Raw genomic sequence first — 16,012 nt, 5'->3', positions numbered from 1 at the left:
TCATGGCACTGACCGTCTGGGCCGTTCAGGGGCGAGAGGGCGAGGCCATGGTGGCGCGGCCCTTCGGGATCGGCATGGTCGACATGACGGTTGATTTCGACCGTCCGCTGACCGGCGTGATCAGTGCGGTTTTGCAGTCCTGTCTGTCCTCCGCGGAAGGCACGTCCTGGACCGGAGCGGATCTGGCGGAATGGACGATACCGCGCCAGCGCCAGGGGCTTCTGGCGGTGGCGGTGGCGACCAACGGGGCGCGGCGGGTGTTTGAGACGGCCTGCGGTGAGTGTGGCGAAAAGCTCGACGTTGAGGTGGACCTGACGATGTTTCGTCAGGACTGGAGCGTTGAGGAGACCGGGTTTGGCGGCGCGCGTCTGCGGCTGCCGCGGGCGGGTGATCTGGCGCGCAGCGGGGGGGATCCCGTGGCGCTGGCGGACCTGCTGCTGGAGGGTGAGGCGCCGGGTGGCGACTGGCGGGAGGAGGCGGAGGAGGTTCTGGCGGAACTGGATCCGCTTTCGGATGTGGAGCTGCGCAGCACCTGCCCGGACTGTGGCGCGGATGTGGGGATGCCGCTGTCGCTGGAAATGGAGCTGGTGACGGAACTGGCCCGTGAGCCGCAACGGCTGATGGATGAGATCCACATGATTGCCATGGCCTATAACTGGAGCGAGCGGGAGATTATTTCGCTGCCTGACAGCCGTCGTCGCCATTACCTCGAACGGATCCGGGAGGCCTGGGCGGCATGAGCGGATATTTCACCCGCATGGCGGCGCTGGCCGTGACGCATCCGAAACGCCCCGGCGGTTCGGGGTTTCGTGCGGCGGTTGCGGCGGACATTCGGGAAACCACGGTTGCCGCGCCGTCCGCGCCGGTTGAGCAGGCGGCGGTGCGACCGGCTTCGGTGGCGGAAGTCCCTGGCGGGCGTGGGGAGCCTCGGCCGGTGGGGGATGCGCCAGCGACGGTCGGGCCGGCGGAACGGGTGGCGGAGAGTGCGCCGGTGTCGGTTGGGCCGGAGTTGCGAGCGGAACGCCTGGCCGTGGAAGCTGCGGTGGAGAAACCGGTGGCGGAAGGACGCGCCGATGTGGGTGCGTCTTTGGCGAAACCGGAGGTGCGTGATGCATCGGAGGCTATGGTGGAGACGTCCGGGGCGGTGGCTTCTCCGGAATTGCCGCGGGACGGAGTTGCGGAGCCGCGAATGGTTCGGTCGAAGGAAAGTCCGCGTCCAGAGGTGGCGCGGGCGGATGCAGGTCCGGCCATGATGGATGAACCGCACCGGTCGGTTGTGACCGCGGTAGAAGAGAGGCGGGTGGAACCTGATTCGGCTCCAGCGCCTGATGTGAAACCGGTCGCGGGGAAGGCCGTGGCCCCCGCGCGCGTGAGGGATGAGCCGGTGCGGGAGACGTCCGTGCCGGAGGTGCCGCGACCGCCGCGGCGGGTTTCGGTGTCGATCGGGGAGGTCAGCCTGTCGGTGGAGCCGCCCGCACCTGCACCACCGAAGCCTGAACCGGTGGCACCTCCGCCACGCCCGGCGGCCCCGTCGCGTCCGGCGGCGGGGGGGATCTGGACCGGTGGCCAGGGGCTGTCGCGGTCCTATGTGCGGAGGCTTTGAGCCGTGCCCCTGAATGAAACCCGCAATGCAATCGGGGAGGTGACCCGCGTGCTGGCCCAGCAGCTGACCGCCCGTACGGATGCGACCACGGTGGATGTGGGACGCCCGGAGCATTCGGCCCAGTCCGGCAGTCCGGGGCCGAAACTCAACCTGTTTCTCTATGGCTTCAACCATGACGCGCATATGCGCAACGTGCCGCTGGACCGGGGGCAGGAGCCGCCGATCTGGCTTTGTCTGAAATTCCTCATGACGGCGGTGGATGGTGAGCGGGACAGCGACAGTTCCGCGGCATTGGACCTGCTGGGGCAGGGGATGCTGGCGCTGCGGCAGATCAACATGCAAAGGCCGCCGGAACTCGCGCTGCTCGACAATCCCGAGCCGATCAAGATCGGCTTTGACGATTCCGCCGTCGAGCTGCTCTCGGCCATCATGCAGGGCACGGATGAGCATTACCGGCTTTCGGCGGCGTTCGATCTGCGGCCGCTGATGCTGACACGGGTTGAGGGGTCGGGTGGCGCGCCGTTGATCCACAGTGTCGGAGCGCCCGCAAATCCGGGTATTCTGGTGCTGCCCTCGCTGGGGCCACGGCTCGACCGGGTGGAGCCGATGGCGTTTGACGCGGGAGATGCGATCACCCTTCAGGGGGGTGACCTGGCCGCGGACACGGTAGAGGTCTGTTTCGGGACGACCTGTTTCCCGGTGCCGGCGGCGGATGTGTCCAACCGGGAGCTGCGGTTGAGCGTGCCGGCAGGTCTGTCGGCGGGAAGTCATTCGATCACGGCGCGGCGCACGCTGCCCAATGGGCGGCGGCAGTCGTCCAACGCGGTGCTGGGGCGGTTGCGCCCGACCGTGACGGCGGCGACGCCGGGGGTCCTGTCTCCATCGGGGCCAAACCTGTTAGGGGATGTGACGGTGACCGGCGACCTGCTCGGGACGGAGGAGGATGCGGTGTTCGTGGGCTTCTATTCCGGCGGGGTCGTGCGGTTGCTGCTGGAGGTGCCTGGGACGGCGGCGCAGACCTCGCTCACGGTGAGTGTTCCCGAGGATGAGGCTCTGCCCCCTGGGAGTTACCGGATCATTGTGCGGGTCAATGGGGAGCAGGCCATGGATGCGCCGGAGGTGACCTGGGCATGAACCGGCATTTTCGACATGATGAAGGTCCGGGCGTCCTTTCGCCCAATCTCGTTATCCCCGATGTTTCCGCGCGGTGGTGGATGTGGCAGGCGGTGATCCGGCTGCGCCGGGAGGCGGCGTGGCAGCGGCATCTGGGCGCGGGAGACGCGGGCCAGGCGGCGCTTGATCTGTTGCGGCATGCGGAGGCGCGGCGGGAGTTTATGGAAACGGATGTCGCGGCCGGGTGGCTCGGCGGGCAGCTGTCGGACGATGCGCCGGATGAGGGCCGGGTGGCGCGGCTGGCGGCGCGGTTTGGTCTGACGCGGGCCGAGTGTTTCGTGCTGGGTCTGGCGCTTCTGGCACGGCTGGACCGGGCTTCGGCGCGGGTATTTGCGGCCTGCCGCAACGATGCCGGGCGGCCCTGGGCCTGTCTCGATCTGGCGCAGGCGCTTTGGGATGAGGGCCATGAGGTTCTGGCTGCGGGTGATCCGTCGCGGCCGCTGCTGCGCCTGGGGCTGATTGAACCGGGTGAGGTGTTGTCCGTGGCGCCGGATGTGGCGCTGTTCCTGGCCGGGCTCTCGGATGGGGGGCTTGAGGCTCTCGGACCGGTGAAGGCGCGGGGTGGGTCGACTTTGGCACGGCGGCTCTCGTCGGTGCCGGAGCGTCTGGAGGTGATGGCCCTGACCGGGGCGGCCGGGGCCGATGCGGCGGGATTTCTGGCTGCGCAGTACGGCGGGTCGGGGCGTGCCTGCGTTCAGGGGGAGGTGCGGCCGCTGTCGCTGCTGGCGGCGGGCGTGTCGGGCGCTGATCTGCTGCTCACCGGAGTTGTTTCGTCGCGGGAGGAGATGGCCGGTGTGGCGCGGGTCTTGGCGGGGCTGCGCGACCTGGCGGTGCGGTTGTTTGTGCATGTGGATGGGCGGGAGAGCCTCGCGGCGCTGCCCGCTGATCTGCGCGGGCCGGTGATTGCCATTCCGCCGCTGTCGGCGCGGCAGCGGGAGGGGCTGTTTCGCGAGGCGCTGGGGTCCCTGCCAGGGCTGCGGGCGGTGGCGCGGGACTTTCGGCTGGAGCCGGGGGAGATCGCGCGGATTGGTCGGACGGGGCCTGGGTCTCGGGATGAACTTGTCTCGGTGTGCCGGGTTGAGTGCGGGCTGGATTTTCATGGGCTGGCCGAGCCGGTGGAGGTGGTTCACCGGCGGGAGGACCTGATCCTGCCCGCGTCGGTGTCGAGCCATTTCGATGAAGCGGTCGCCGCCGTGCGGGGGGCGTCGCGGTTCCGCAATGACTGGGCGGGAGACCGGCTGGGCTCGGGTGGTGTGGCGCTTCTGTTTGCTGGGGTGGCCGGGACCGGCAAGACGATGGGTGCGGGGGTGATCGCAGCGGAGACGTGTCTGCCGCTTTTCCGGGTCGATGTGAGCCAGGTGGTCAACAAGTATATTGGCGAGACGGAGAAGAACCTCAAACGCATTTTCGATGTGGCGCAAAAAATGCGCTGCATTCTGTTTTTCGATGAGGCCGAGGCGCTGTTTGGCAAGCGGATGGAGGCGCGGGAGGCCAATGACCGGTTTGCCAATATCGAGACATGTTACCTGTTGCAGCGGATGGAGACGTTTGGGGGTGTGTCGGTGCTGGCCACCAACCGGCGGAAGGACCTCGATGAGGCGTTTTCGCGGCGGCTGCGCTACATCATCGAGTTTCCGGTGCCGGGTGAGGCGGAACGGCGGCTGATCTGGGAAGGGGTGTTTCCCGCGCGGGTGTGCACCGCTGACGTGGATTTCGGGTTTCTGGCGCGGCGGTTTCAGATCTCGGGCGGGCATATCCGGTCGATTGCGCTCAATGCGGGGCTGCAGGCGGCGGCGCGGGGGGCGCGGCCCAGGGTGACGATGCGGGACGTTTTGATTGCCACGAAACGGGAGCTGGACAAGCTGAGCCGGAAATCCGGGGCGGAGGCGTTTGGGCCCTATTTCAGTGACATACCGGAGTTGCGGCCATGACGCGGATTGATCTCGAACGTCTGTCGATCCGGTTGCAGGGGGTTTCGCGCCCGGTTGCGGAGGCGGCGATGGACGGGTTGGGTGAGGCGCTGGGGCGGCACCTGGCGCGGCGGGCGGTGTCGACGCTGCCGACGGTGGATGTGTTTCGTATCGACCTGCGCGAGACCGGTGTGTCCGATCCCCGTGATGTGGCCGCTCTGCGCGAGGCGATTGCGCTGCGGGTGGTGGACGGGCTGACCGGAGGGCGCGGGCGCACGGAAGGGGAGGGCAGGGGATGACCCACACCAAGGGCGCGCTGGTTCAGTATGGCGACACGTTTCTGGGGCCGATCCCCAATCTGCTGGTGTTCCAGTACAATGTGGAGGAGCTGGACCGGCAGTTTGCCATTCAGCGGCGGTCGACGGATGACAAGGTGCCGGCCCGCCAGCTTGAGACGCACCGGGCCCATGCCGCACCGGTGGAGAGTTTCACCCTGAACCTGAAATTCGACGCCTCCGACGATCTGGATCAGGGTGACGGGACGGCGCGGCTGTTTGGGGTTGGGCCGCAGCTTGCCGCACTTGAGAAGATGGTCAATCCGGACAGCAATGGTGCGCTGCTCGGGGCGGTGGTGGATGCGGTGGGCTCACTTCTTGGGGGCGGGAAGAGCCCGCCCACACGGTCGATCCCGCCGGAGCAGTTGCCGAAACTGATTTTTGTGGGCGGGCTGACCCGGATTTTGCCGGTTGAGATCACCGCGTTTCGGGTTGGCGAGAAGCTGTTCAATTCCGGGCTTGCGGTGATCCGTGCGGAGGTCACCCTGGGTCTGGAGGTGGTGACCTTTCCGCCTGACACCGACGATCTGATCGGGGTGGGCGCGACCGAGTACTTGAAAACACTAAAGGACGCCCAGGCGGTGCTGAACCTCGGGCGATCCATCAGCGACATTCCGGAAATCATCGGGTTTTAGGGGGAGGGAAGATGTTCACCGCCAACAGCAGATATGCCGATACGCCGGTGACCACGGCCAAAAAGGAAGACGGGGAGGTCAGTGTGGTCAGGCTCCGCCGCCTGCCGGATACGGAGGGTGCGCCTCTGGCCGTGGAGGGCCGCGACCGGCTCGATGTGATTTGCGAGCGCTGCTACCAGGACGGCACGCGGTTCTGGCATGTGGCGGACGCGAACACGGAATTGGATGCCGGTGACATTCTGACGCCGCCGGGGCGGATCGTCCAGGTTCCGGAGGACTGAGATGGCTGTGTCGCGGTTCCGTGTCTGGTTTGGAGGCAGCCCCGCGGACGGGGATCGCCTGGCGCTGATCGAGGAGATCCGTGTCGATCAGGCCATCGACATGGTGACCGAGGCACGGATTACGGTTCCGATGGCGCAGGACCGCGCGGGTGACTGGCCCTGGGTTCAGGACGACGCGATTACGCCGCTCAACCAGGTCCGGGTGGAGGTCCAGGTCGGGAAAGGCGATTTCGTGCCGCTGATCGAGGGCCGGGTGGTGGCGCAGCGGTTCGAGATGGGCGGTGGCCCGAATGAGAGCCGTTCGGTGATCGTGGTCAATGACGAGAGCGCCATGATGAACCGCACCGACCGGGCGCGGCTGTTTGAGGACATGGCGCCGGAGGATATCGCGGAACAGATATTCTCCGAGTACGGGCTGACGGCCGAGACGGAATCCAGTGGTGTCGGGGCGCCGAGCCTTGAGCGTGTGGTGACCCAGCACGGTACGGATTTTGGGTTGCTGCGCCGGCTGGCCCGTGAGGCCAACATGGTGGTGAATGTCGAGCCGGGCGCGGAGCCTGGCACCTCCATTGGCAGGTTCCGGTTCCTGCCGACGGCGGAGAGTGGCCTGCCGGAACTTGTGCTGAGCGGTGCCGAGCGCAACCTCAACAAACTGACGCTGGAGCTTGATGCCCTCTCGCCGGTGAAGGCGCGGGGGAGCAGTATCGATCCCGCCGATCTCTCCGAACTGGAGGCCGCATTTGAGACTTCGGCCACGGCGACCCTGGGGGACACGCCCGCAGGCGACGTGGTGGATCCGGGCGAGGTGTTCGTGGAGAGCCACGGCGATGGCACGGAGCTGGACGCCCAGGTTCAGGCGACCGTGGACCGGGGTGCCTGGGCCTGGTCCGGTCAGGGGGAGGTTTCGGCAGAGATCTATCCCGGTGTGCTCCGGCCCTATCAGGTTGTGGCGGTGGCGGGGGCCGGTGCGGTTCTGGGCGGGTTTTACCTGATCAGCGAGGTTACCCATTCCCTGCGTGACGAGGCCTATACCCAGGCCTTTACCCTGCGCCGGAACGGCGTTTCGGCGGCTGGCGGTTTGGGACCGTTGGGAGGGGTGGTGTGATGCGCGGGCTGTCGTTTGAGCGTCTGGTGGCCGGGTTCATCGAGGACCAGCAGGCGCGTGTCCATGGCAAGCGGCGCGGGATCGTCACGGATGTGAACGACCCCGAAAACATGGGGCGCATCCGCGCGCGGGTGCCGGGTGTGATGCAGGACGGGGAACTGCCCTGGGCGCTGCCCTGCGCGCCCTTCACCGGCCCGGATGTTGGATTTTTCGCGGTGCCGCCGGTGGATGCGGCCGTGTGGATCGAGTTCGAGGCCGGTGACATCCGGTATCCGATCTGGTCCGGGGGATGGTGGCCGCGTGGCGATGCTCCCGATCCTGAGGAGGGCCGTCAGGGTGAACAGGTGACGACGGTTATCAAGACGTTCAGCGGGATGCACATCGCGCTCGATGACGATCAGGAAACCATTGTGATTTCAGATGGTTCCGGTACCAGCAAAATGACGCTGACCAGCCGGGACGGCAGGATAGAGGTGAAGGCCAACTCAAAGGTCGTGGTCGAGGCTCCGCAGGTCGAACTGGGCGACGGGGCGCGGCATCCGGTGGTCTATGGCGATGACCTGGTGACCTATCTCAACCAGCTCGTGACCATTTTCAATTCGCACATTCATCCGGGGGAGACCGTGCTTGGCATCCCTGTCACGCCGGCGCCGCCGGTTTCACCGCAGACGCCGCCGACCCCGGCCCTGCTCAGCATGAAGGTGAAAACGGACTGATGGCAAAACTGAACGCGGGATCCGTAACCAATGAGGCGACCGACACGCTGGCCGATGCGATCGACCTGGAGTTCAAGAGCCTGTGGAATAGCCACCGGGATATTGAGCTGCCCGACACGGCCGAGGCGGTGCGGGACAGGCGGATGATGTTCGTGGCGATTGCCCGTGGGCTGCTTGCCTATCTGCACGACCACCGCTCCGACATCGGGACCACCGAGGAGGAGGCCGGTGGCGAGGGGACCGAACACGCCCATGAACTGAATTTTGAGTGGGATTAAGCGCATGGCGGGACGACATCTGAAATTTCCCTTCACCATCGGCGATGATGGACGCCCCATGGCTCCGGACGGGCTGAACGGGCATGTGAAGGAGGAGGTGATCCAGCTTCTGCTGACCGATCCGGGGGAACGGCTGTTCCAGCCGCTGTTTGGCGGTGGGCTCAAGCGGCTGGTGTTTGAGGCCAACAGCGAGGTGACGGCGGCGCTGGCGCGGGCGCGGCTGACGCGGGCTCTCAACCATTATCTCGGCACGCGGCTGGTGGTGCGCCAGCTGGAGACCGCCGTGGATGGCGGCATCCTGTCGGTTGACCTGGCCTATCAGGTACTTGGGTCGGCGGAAACGACGCGGCTGCGGTTTGAGCATGACCTCTCAACCAGCGGGGACGTGTGATGGCCGAGATCCTGAATGACGAGGAGCTGCGCGACCGGGCCCGTGATCTCAACGGGTTCAACGGCTTTGACCTGGTGTTTGTCGATCTGAAAAGCGATCTGCCGAATGCGGTTCTGACGGCGGAGTTTTTGAATGAGGTCGGGATTGCGGAGATCCTGGCGGAATTTGCCGGGGGGCTGGCGGCCCACCGGATTTTTGACATCAGCGGCGGACACCGGCGGCGGGGCGGAGTTGAGCCCGGCGAGGTGCAGGTGCATGACATTCAGGCCGCCGGGCCGCGGTCGCTGGAGCTTACCGTGGCGCCGGTCGGGGATTATTCGACCTACCGGCTGACGGCGCTGCGCGGGGATTTCGATCCGGTGTTTGCCGGGATTGATTTTAAATTCAGGCCCGGCTGTTTCAATCTCGACTGCCGCAGGGCGAAAAAGCCCGTGCCGGAGCCGGGCGAGGTGCCGGTCATTGATTACCTCGCGCGGGATTATCACTCGTTCAAGCACATGCTGATCAACGCCATGGCCGAGAGGGTGCCAGGCTGGCAGCCGACGAGTGAGGCGGATCTGGACATGGTGATCATCAACCTGCTGGCGGCGCGGGGGGATGAGATTGCCGATAAGCAGGACCGGGTGGTCAATGAGGCGTATTTTCCGCGGGCGCGTAAACGGCTGTCGCTGACGCGGCATGCGCGGCTGATGGATTATCACGTGCATCAGGGCAATCAGGCGTCGTCCTGGGCGGCGCTTGAGGTGTCGCAGGAGGTGGAGCTGCCCGCGCATTTCACCTGCTGGACCGGGCGGTCGACGCGGGGCGAGGTGTTCGTGCATGAGCCGGTCGATCCGGAGGAGGCAACGGTGCTGCATCCGGAGCTGAACGCCCTGGAGCTTTACACCTGGGGCAATCTGGTTGGGGCGCTCGAGGATGGATCGACGGAGGCGGACCTGACCCAGCCGGGGGCGGAGATGACGCAGGCGCAGGCGGAGGATTTGCGCGATCTGCTGATGGGGATGGACCGGCCGCTTCTGATTGAGGAGGCGCTCAATCCGGAGACGGGGCGGCCTGCGGGGCGGGATATGCGGCAGCGGCGGATGCTGCGGCTGACGGATGCGGTGGTGCGGCCCGATCCGGCGGAGGGTGTCTGGATGGTGCGGGTGACGTGGCGGGGGGAGGATGCGCTGCCCGAGCGGTTTTGTTTTGTGACGCGCTGTCCGGGCGAGGGTCCGGTTGGGGGCGTCAGTCTGTTCCATGGCAACACGGTGCCGGTGGTGCACGGGTTTCCCAATCTGACGCTGTTCAATGATCCGGAGCGGGCGATGGATGCGGCGCTGGCGGCGGAGCTTGATCTGGTCCGCGACGGTTTTCGGGCGGCGTTTCCGTTTGGGCGGATCAGTGAGACGACATATGCCACGACGCCCTGGGGGAGGCTTTGCGTCCTGCCGGAGGGGCCGCTGGCCTGGCGGGACACGCCGCCGGGCGGGGAGGTGCCGCCGCGCAGCACGCTGCAGGTCGATGTCGAGGGGATGCCGGGGTGGCATGAACAGACCGATCTCGTGCAGAGCCGGGGGGAGAGTGCGGATTTCATTGTCGAGGCGGATGAGCTGGGACGCAGTGCCATACGGTTTGGCAACGGGATCAACGGCGCCGCGCCGCCGCCTGGGACGTTTGTTGCGGCCTGGTATCTGACCGGGACGGGGCCGGACGGGAATGTGGGGGCCGATGCCATTTCGGGTTTCGACAGCGGGATGTTCCCGGGTGTCACGCGGGTGTGGAACCCGTTCGATCTGACCAACGGGCGGTTGCCGGAGACGCCGGAGGTCATCCGCCGTCGCGCTCCGGAGGCCTATCGCAGCCGCCAGTTGCGGGCGGTTACGCTCAACGACTACCGCAGGCGCGCGGAGGAGCTGCCCTTCGTGCAGCGGGCGGCGGCGGCCCATGCCTGGACCGGAAGCTGGCGGACCGTAGTGGTGACACTCGATCCGGTGGGCGGGTTTGAGCTTGGGGCGGAGGAGATTGCGGAGGCCTCCGCGCATCTCAACAGCGTTCGTCTGATTGGTGAGGATTTGGAGATCCGGCCGCCGGACTTTGTATCGCTGGATATCCTTCTGGAGGTCTGCGCGAAGCCGCGGTTCTGGCGCGAGGATCTGCGGTTTGATCTGGAGGAGGCGTTTTCGGAGACCTGGACCGGGTCCGGAGGCCGTGGGTTTTTCCATCCCGATCTCTGGAGTTTTGGTCAGAGCCTTTATGCCAGCGCGATCATCGGACGGGCGCTGGAGGTGGAGGGCGTGGACCGGGTGACCCGTGTTGGCATGCGGCCCTGGGACCAGGCCGGGGGGCCGTCGGAGAGTGTTGTGGTGGTGGAGCCGCAGGATCTGCCCATACCGGAGGCGCAGAAGATTGAGGTTGGACCGAACCAGATCATCCGGGTGGCGAATGATCCCAACGCGCTTGAATTGGGGCGCATGACGATTGTGGTGAAAGGGGGGCGGCGATGAGCTGTGAACATGATTGCGACCGGCCGCCGCGGTTTCCGATGGAGATTTACAACCGGCCGGGGCTGGGCCGGTTTCGCTACCGGATTGGCGACTACGCGACCATGCGGGCGCATATGCTCGACCGGCTGGTCAAGACCCCGGAACTGGCGGGGTGGACGCATCTGGGCGCGGATGATCCGGGGATTGCCCTGCTGGAAGGGACGGCGCTGGTGGGGGATATCCTGAGTTTCTATCAGGAGGTGTATGCCAACGAGACGCGGCTGCCCACGGCGGTGTGGCAGGACAGTCTGTTCGATCTTGTGGCCCTCACCGGGTATCGGCCCGCGCCGGGCCTGGGCGGGCATGCGGTGTTTGCGCTCTCCGTGAAGGAGCGGGTTACCGTGCCGGCCGGGTTTGCGTTTCAGGCGCAGTTGGAGGGTTTTGACAAACCGTCGGATTTTGAGAGTGATGCGGCGATTGAGGCGTTTCCTGGCCTGAACGCGTTCCATTTTTACCGGCGTCGCAAAGGGCCGCAGCCGGTTAAGGGGAAGACATCGCTCGATATTCTGCGGCTGGGCAATTCGACCCGGCTGGAGCGGCGGCTTGAGCACGGGATTGAGGCGGGGGACCGGATTTTGCTGCGGTCGGGACCGCATGACCCGTATGAGATTTTGACCGTGGCGGAGGTGAGTGAGCATCTCGACCGGGTGACGCTGCACCTTGATGGCGCGGTGCGGGAAAACCATCCGGCGGAGGTGAGCGCGTTTCGCATTGGGCGAACCTTCCGCCATTTCGGCGCCGATGCGCCGCGACAGTTTTCGACCTTCCGGGAGGACCCGCCGCTCAGCCGCATCCATTCCAGTGACTTCCTGCGCAGGACGAAAGGGACGACGCGGGGGCGGCCGAACTATTCCGCGCTGGGGCGGCGGCAGATGCCGCTCGACAGTGAGATTGATGATCTCTCGCCGGGCAGCCGGGTGATCTGTACGGGGCGTGTGACCGGACCGGTGGCGCGGGATTTTGTGCTGCTGCGGCGGATTGAAAAGGTTGTGCCGCGCGACGTGGTCTGGGCGGCGAATTCGGCGCCGGTCACACTGTTGCTGCTCAACCGCAGGCTGGGCTCGGTGCGGGACGCGGATGAGGCGGTGGTGGAGGGCGTTTATGCGGAGGCGCTGAACATTGCCGGGTTCGACAAACCGGTGGGGGAGGCGGGTGTGACGGCGGTTCTGAAAACCGGTGCCGTGGCCTCCGAAGAGATTGCGGAGATGGCAATGCTCGACATGTCCGGATTTCTTCCGGCGATGCAGGAGGCGCTGTTTACCGGCTATCTCGACGATGGGCCGGAGGCGGCGGAGCCGGAGATGCAGGACATTCGCCGGTTGCGGTTTCACGAGGTGCTGGGCGAGACGATGGTTCTTGGGGCGCCGCCGGTTCAGAAACCCTCGGCGGCGGATGGAAGGGTGAATTTTTTTGGCACTCGTGAGGAGGCGCGCAGCCTGGCGGGGCGGCGCATTCTGCTCGCCGGTGGCGGGGAGGCGCCTCAGGACATTGTGGTGGCGGCGGAGCAGCCGGAGCTTGAGGCCGCGAAGGGTCCAACCGGGGACAGGCGGATGTGGCCGATCGTGCTTGGCACCGCGCCGCAGGAGGGGCCGGGCGGGTTTTCCGAAACGGACCCGACGGTCACGGTTTACGGCAATCTGGTCGCGGCCTCGGAAGGCGCGAGCCAGAGCGGGGCCGTAATTGGTTCGGGCAATGCGGCGGAGATCTTTCAGACATTTGTGCTGCCGAAAGCGCCGCTGACCTTTCATGCGGATGCGGGGATTTCCCCGCCCTGGCGCGCCGCGCTGGAAATACGCGTGGGCGGGCGGCTGTGGCAGGCCGTGGACACGTTTTTCGACCGGGCTGCGACGGCGCAGGTTTACGTGCTGCGCCGCGTGGACGGGCAGGATGTCGTGCAGTTCGGCGACGGGATCAATGGCGCGCGGCTGCCGTCCGGTCAGGGCAATGTCACGGCGGACTATCGCGTCGGGCAGGGCGCGCATGGGGATCTGGCCGTGGACCAGGAGCCGAAGGGCAAGACCCGGCTGAAGCCGCTGACCTCGGTGGAGATGCCTGGACCCGCGACCGGTGGATGTGACCCGGAGACGATGGATACCGCGCGGCTGGCGGCGCCGGGGCGGATGCAGGGGCTGGGCCGGATTGTTTCGCTGGCGGACTATGAGACGGAGGCTCTGGCCATTCCAGGTGTTTTGAAGGCGGGCGCGGTGTTTGCGCGCACGGGCGACCGGCCTGGTCTCTCGGTGACGGTGCTGACGGCGGATGAGAGCCCGGAGGCGTTGGGCGCGGTCGCGGCGGCACTGCGCCATGCGGACCGGTGCCGGGGGGCGGGGCGCCATGCGCTTGAGGTGATCGGCGGACGGCGGCGGTATCTGTCCCTGTCGCTGGTCATTGGAACCGATCCGGCATTTCGGGCGACGGATATCGAGGCCGCGGTGGCGGATGCGCTGGGTGTTTTGCCTCTGGAGGGTGACGCGGGCTCAGCGCCGGGGCTGTTTTCGCTGTCGGCGCGCGGGTTTGGGCAGGATGTGCATGTCTCGCAGGCAATTGCGGCGGCCCAGTCGGTGGAGGGGGTCGTGCATGTGACACCGAAGGCGTTTGTCAGACTGCCGGCGGATGAGGATGATCCGGCACGGATCGCGCTCCCGAAAACGGACCGGGTGCATGCGCGCATTCTGGCCGGGGTGTCGGAGGTTCTGGCCCTGTCATCGGCGCACCTGGTTCTGTCGCTCTCTTCCGCCCAAACAGATGCGGAGTGTGTGTGATGACCCGTGACCGTCTTTTCGACCGCCTGCCGGAGATCTACCGGACCCGCGATGCGGACCCGTCCCGGTATGGGCAGTTTGAGGCCTATATCGGGTTGATGGACGAGATCCTGGAGGCGCTCGATGATCATGTCGAGACGCTCTACCACGATCATTTCATTGAGACCTGTTCCGACTGGATGGTGCCGTATCTGGGCGACATGCTGGGCGTGACGCATCTGAAGGGCGATCCCTGGACGATCCGGGCGGATGTGGCGCGGACGGTGCATCTGCGGCGGCGGTGCGGGACGCCGGGGGCTCTGGAGTCGCTGGCGTTCAACCTGACCGGCTGGGCGGCGCATGCGGTGGAACTGCGCGAGCGGATGGTGTGGAACCAGCACCTCAACCACCAGAGGCCGGATGCGGGCGGGGTGCCACCGGGGGCGCTGGACCGTCACATTGCCGATCCGGTGCGGCATGGCACGGTCAATTTGCGCGATCCGGGCGTGCTGGGTTTCCTGGGCGGGGCCTTTGACGGGTTTGCGCGCAACGCGGATCTGAGGCCGCTTGACGGGACGACGGCGCGGGTGAACCTGCCCAATCTGGCGCTGTTTGTCTGGCGGTTGCGGGGTCACCTGGTTCCGGTGGCACGGCCCTTTGAGGTGGCGACGGTGGAGCAGGTTGCGCCGGAGGCGGGGGAGGCCCGGTTTGCCGCGCGGTACACGGTTGATCCGCTGGGGCGGGAGATGCGGCTTTTCAACACCTTCCGCTACAATCCCGGTGCCGAGCCGCCGGATTTTTCGGTGCCGGACCGGACGCCTGGGCCGATGCCCGCCGCGCGGCTGGAGGAGGAGGAACCGACGGGGAACCGCGACGAGTACATTGCGGTCGACATTTTCGAGGGCAGCAGGCCGGACGATCCTGGGGCGGATGCGGTGGGGCTGACGGTGCATCTGCCCGGGACTGTTTTCGCGGGTACGGAATGGTCCACGCGGGGGGCCAGTCTTTGCGCGTGGGAGGACGGGCTGCGGGTGCCGCTGCGCGAGCGGGAGATTGTTGTCGATCCGGTTCATGGGCGGGTTCTGCTGGGGCTGGCGGATGATGCGACGGAAGGGGCGGCGCTACGAAGCCGGTTGCGGCTGTCCCATACCTGTGCGGCGCCGGGCGAGACCGGAGCCTGGCCGGTGGGACGGCGGTTTGAGGAGACGATCTGGCCGGGGTTGGCGGAGCCGGAGGTGGTGCGGGTGACGGTGCATCCGGGCGGGACGGGTCTGCGGGCGGCTCTGTCGGGGCTGTCGGAGGAAGGGCCGCCGCGGATCATTGAGGTCGCGGATTCCATGACGCATCGGGTGAACCTTGCGGATGTGGATGACATTGTTGACGAGGACGGGCCGACGCTGACACTGGCGCGGCCGTTCTGGATACGGGCGGCGACGGGTCAGAGGCCGGTGGTGGAGTTTCGCCAGCCGTTGCGGTTGCGCCCTGCGGAGCCAGGGAATGCGGCCCTGGTGGCGGGGCTTGATATCCGGTTTGACGGGACGTTCCTGACGCTGCGCAATGCGCCGGTGGCGGAGGCGATTGTTACGCGCGCGGCGGTGAACAGCCTGACGTTTGTCGGGGTGACGCTCGATCCGGGGGGGCATCATCTGCTCGACGGGTCGGTCGGGGGCAGTCTGGCGGCGCATCAGCCCGCGCTGTTTCTGGAGCCGGATCTGGGGTTTGACGATGCGGAGACCCTGGAGGCGTTTGAGGAACTGCCGGAAGTGGTCATGGAGAACTGCGTCTCCGGGCCGGTGGCGATGGGGCCGCGTTACACGCTGCGGCTGGTCAACAGCATGGTGGATGCGGGCGATGGCCTGGCCGTTGGCGCGGCGGATGCGGATGCGCTGGCCTGGGGGCCGCGCACGGAAATTGACGGCGTGACGGTTCTGGGCCGGGTGCGCGTGCGGGAGGCGAGAGGGCAGGGCGGGCTGTTCCGCGACCGGGTCGAGGTGCGCGATCACCAGACCGGGTGCCTGTCGTTCAGCCGGTTTTCGGGGGATGCCGACCGTCTGCCACAGAACTTTGCCTGCGTGTTTGGACCGGCGGCGCGGGTGGCGTTTACCTCGACGGTTCACGGCAATCCTGGCTACGGCCAGCTCGACCGGGTCACGACGGTGCGGGAGGTGCTGGAGGACGGTCCGGAGGCCGACGAGATGGGGGCCTATGGCTACCAGCTCAACAGTCACAAATTCAGAAATCTCGGGATCCGGCTGCGCGAGTTCACTCCGGTGGGCGTGCGCACGATTCTGAAAACGGTCACCTGAGGGGGGAAGCACT

14 protein-coding genes are annotated in these 16,012 nt (G+C 66.7%); all 14 read left to right on the top strand.

Annotated elements, in window-relative coordinates; translation table 11 throughout:
* Positions 1–2: 2 nt before the first annotated feature.
* Genes ACP15P_RS17980 through ACP15P_RS17915 form a run of 14 tightly spaced genes read left to right on the top strand, consistent with a single transcriptional unit; the run spans position 3 to position 15,999 of the window.
* Positions 3–740: a hypothetical protein gene (locus tag ACP15P_RS17980; protein ID WP_424929856.1), complete on the top strand. Its 738-nt coding sequence runs from the start codon at positions 3–5 to the stop codon at positions 738–740.
* Entirely contained in the window at positions 737–1,603 is an 867-nt protein-coding gene (locus ACP15P_RS17975) for a hypothetical protein (protein ID WP_424929855.1), read from the top strand. Before ACP15P_RS17980 ends, ACP15P_RS17975 begins: the two co-directional genes overlap by 4 nt.
* A gap of 3 nt (positions 1,604–1,606) precedes the next feature.
* On the top strand, positions 1,607–2,737 hold the full coding sequence (locus ACP15P_RS17970; RefSeq protein WP_424929854.1) for a Pvc16 family protein: 1,131 nt from the start codon (positions 1,607–1,609) through the stop codon (positions 2,735–2,737).
* A complete protein-coding gene (locus ACP15P_RS17965; RefSeq protein ID WP_424929853.1) occupies positions 2,734–4,707 on the top strand; it encodes an AAA family ATPase in 1,974 nt (657 codons plus the stop codon). The genes ACP15P_RS17970 and ACP15P_RS17965 overlap by 4 nt, the downstream gene beginning before the upstream one ends.
* Complete coding sequence (locus ACP15P_RS17960) at positions 4,704–4,985, top strand: hypothetical protein (protein ID WP_424929852.1); 282 nt, start codon at positions 4,704–4,706, stop codon at positions 4,983–4,985. The genes ACP15P_RS17965 and ACP15P_RS17960 overlap by 4 nt, the downstream gene beginning before the upstream one ends.
* Positions 4,982–5,656, top strand: a complete 675-nt coding sequence (locus tag ACP15P_RS17955) for a hypothetical protein (RefSeq protein WP_424929850.1) — start codon at positions 4,982–4,984, stop codon at positions 5,654–5,656. Before ACP15P_RS17960 ends, ACP15P_RS17955 begins: the two co-directional genes overlap by 4 nt.
* An 11-nt stretch (positions 5,657–5,667) precedes the next feature.
* Positions 5,668–5,937 carry a hypothetical protein gene (locus tag ACP15P_RS17950; protein WP_424929849.1) on the top strand — a complete coding sequence of 90 codons (270 nt, stop codon included), beginning with the start codon at positions 5,668–5,670 and terminating at the stop codon, positions 5,935–5,937.
* A 1-nt stretch (position 5,938) separates the two neighbouring features.
* Positions 5,939–7,042 (top strand): contractile injection system protein, VgrG/Pvc8 family, encoded by a 1,104-nt coding sequence (locus ACP15P_RS17945; protein WP_424929848.1) that lies wholly within the window; start codon positions 5,939–5,941, stop codon positions 7,040–7,042.
* Complete coding sequence (locus tag ACP15P_RS17940; protein ID WP_424929847.1) at positions 7,042–7,758, top strand: phage baseplate assembly protein V; 717 nt, start codon at positions 7,042–7,044, stop codon at positions 7,756–7,758. Before ACP15P_RS17945 ends, ACP15P_RS17940 begins: the two co-directional genes overlap by 1 nt.
* Positions 7,758–8,036, top strand: coding sequence for a hypothetical protein (locus tag ACP15P_RS17935; RefSeq protein WP_424929846.1), 279 nt, complete (start codon positions 7,758–7,760; stop codon positions 8,034–8,036). The genes ACP15P_RS17940 and ACP15P_RS17935 overlap by 1 nt, the downstream gene beginning before the upstream one ends.
* Positions 8,037–8,040: 4 nt before the next feature.
* Complete coding sequence (locus tag ACP15P_RS17930; protein WP_424929845.1) at positions 8,041–8,427, top strand: GPW/gp25 family protein; 387 nt, start codon at positions 8,041–8,043, stop codon at positions 8,425–8,427.
* Positions 8,427–10,913 carry a baseplate J/gp47 family protein gene (locus ACP15P_RS17925; protein WP_424929844.1) on the top strand — a complete coding sequence of 829 codons (2,487 nt, stop codon included), beginning with the start codon at positions 8,427–8,429 and terminating at the stop codon, positions 10,911–10,913. The genes ACP15P_RS17930 and ACP15P_RS17925 overlap by 1 nt, the downstream gene beginning before the upstream one ends.
* Positions 10,910–13,714: a hypothetical protein gene (locus tag ACP15P_RS17920; RefSeq protein WP_424929843.1), complete on the top strand. Its 2,805-nt coding sequence runs from the start codon at positions 10,910–10,912 to the stop codon at positions 13,712–13,714. Before ACP15P_RS17925 ends, ACP15P_RS17920 begins: the two co-directional genes overlap by 4 nt.
* Positions 13,714–15,999: a hypothetical protein gene (locus ACP15P_RS17915; protein WP_424929842.1), complete on the top strand. Its 2,286-nt coding sequence runs from the start codon at positions 13,714–13,716 to the stop codon at positions 15,997–15,999. Before ACP15P_RS17920 ends, ACP15P_RS17915 begins: the two co-directional genes overlap by 1 nt.
* The last annotated feature ends 13 nt before the right edge of the window (positions 16,000–16,012 follow it).

Origin of the sequence: Amaricoccus tamworthensis, assembly GCF_049800875.1 — a bacterium.
Classification (GTDB): domain Bacteria; phylum Pseudomonadota; class Alphaproteobacteria; order Rhodobacterales; family Rhodobacteraceae; genus Amaricoccus; species Amaricoccus tamworthensis.
Note: the sequence above shows the minus strand (reverse complement) of the source record. Positions and strands in the feature narration are given on the sequence as shown.

What these genes read in the sequence shown, in the direction of transcription:
- ACP15P_RS17980 (WP_424929856.1), top strand. Translation starts at nt 3, where the DNA reads ATGGCACTGACCGTCTGGGCCGTTCAGGGGCGAGAGGGCGAGGCCATG.
- ACP15P_RS17975 (WP_424929855.1), top strand. Translation starts at nt 737, where the DNA reads ATGAGCGGATATTTCACCCGCATGGCGGCGCTGGCCGTGACGCATCCG.
- ACP15P_RS17965 (WP_424929853.1), top strand. Translation starts at nt 2,734, where the DNA reads ATGAACCGGCATTTTCGACATGATGAAGGTCCGGGCGTCCTTTCGCCC.
- ACP15P_RS17960 (WP_424929852.1), top strand. Translation starts at nt 4,704, where the DNA reads ATGACGCGGATTGATCTCGAACGTCTGTCGATCCGGTTGCAGGGGGTT.
- ACP15P_RS17955 (WP_424929850.1), top strand. Translation starts at nt 4,982, where the DNA reads ATGACCCACACCAAGGGCGCGCTGGTTCAGTATGGCGACACGTTTCTG.
- ACP15P_RS17950 (WP_424929849.1), top strand. Translation starts at nt 5,668, where the DNA reads ATGTTCACCGCCAACAGCAGATATGCCGATACGCCGGTGACCACGGCC.
- ACP15P_RS17945 (WP_424929848.1), top strand. Translation starts at nt 5,939, where the DNA reads ATGGCTGTGTCGCGGTTCCGTGTCTGGTTTGGAGGCAGCCCCGCGGAC.
- ACP15P_RS17940 (WP_424929847.1), top strand. Translation starts at nt 7,042, where the DNA reads ATGCGCGGGCTGTCGTTTGAGCGTCTGGTGGCCGGGTTCATCGAGGAC.
- ACP15P_RS17935 (WP_424929846.1), top strand. Translation starts at nt 7,758, where the DNA reads ATGGCAAAACTGAACGCGGGATCCGTAACCAATGAGGCGACCGACACG.
- ACP15P_RS17930 (WP_424929845.1), top strand. Translation starts at nt 8,041, where the DNA reads ATGGCGGGACGACATCTGAAATTTCCCTTCACCATCGGCGATGATGGA.
- ACP15P_RS17925 (WP_424929844.1), top strand. Translation starts at nt 8,427, where the DNA reads ATGGCCGAGATCCTGAATGACGAGGAGCTGCGCGACCGGGCCCGTGAT.
- ACP15P_RS17920 (WP_424929843.1), top strand. Translation starts at nt 10,910, where the DNA reads ATGAGCTGTGAACATGATTGCGACCGGCCGCCGCGGTTTCCGATGGAG.
- ACP15P_RS17915 (WP_424929842.1), top strand. Translation starts at nt 13,714, where the DNA reads ATGACCCGTGACCGTCTTTTCGACCGCCTGCCGGAGATCTACCGGACC.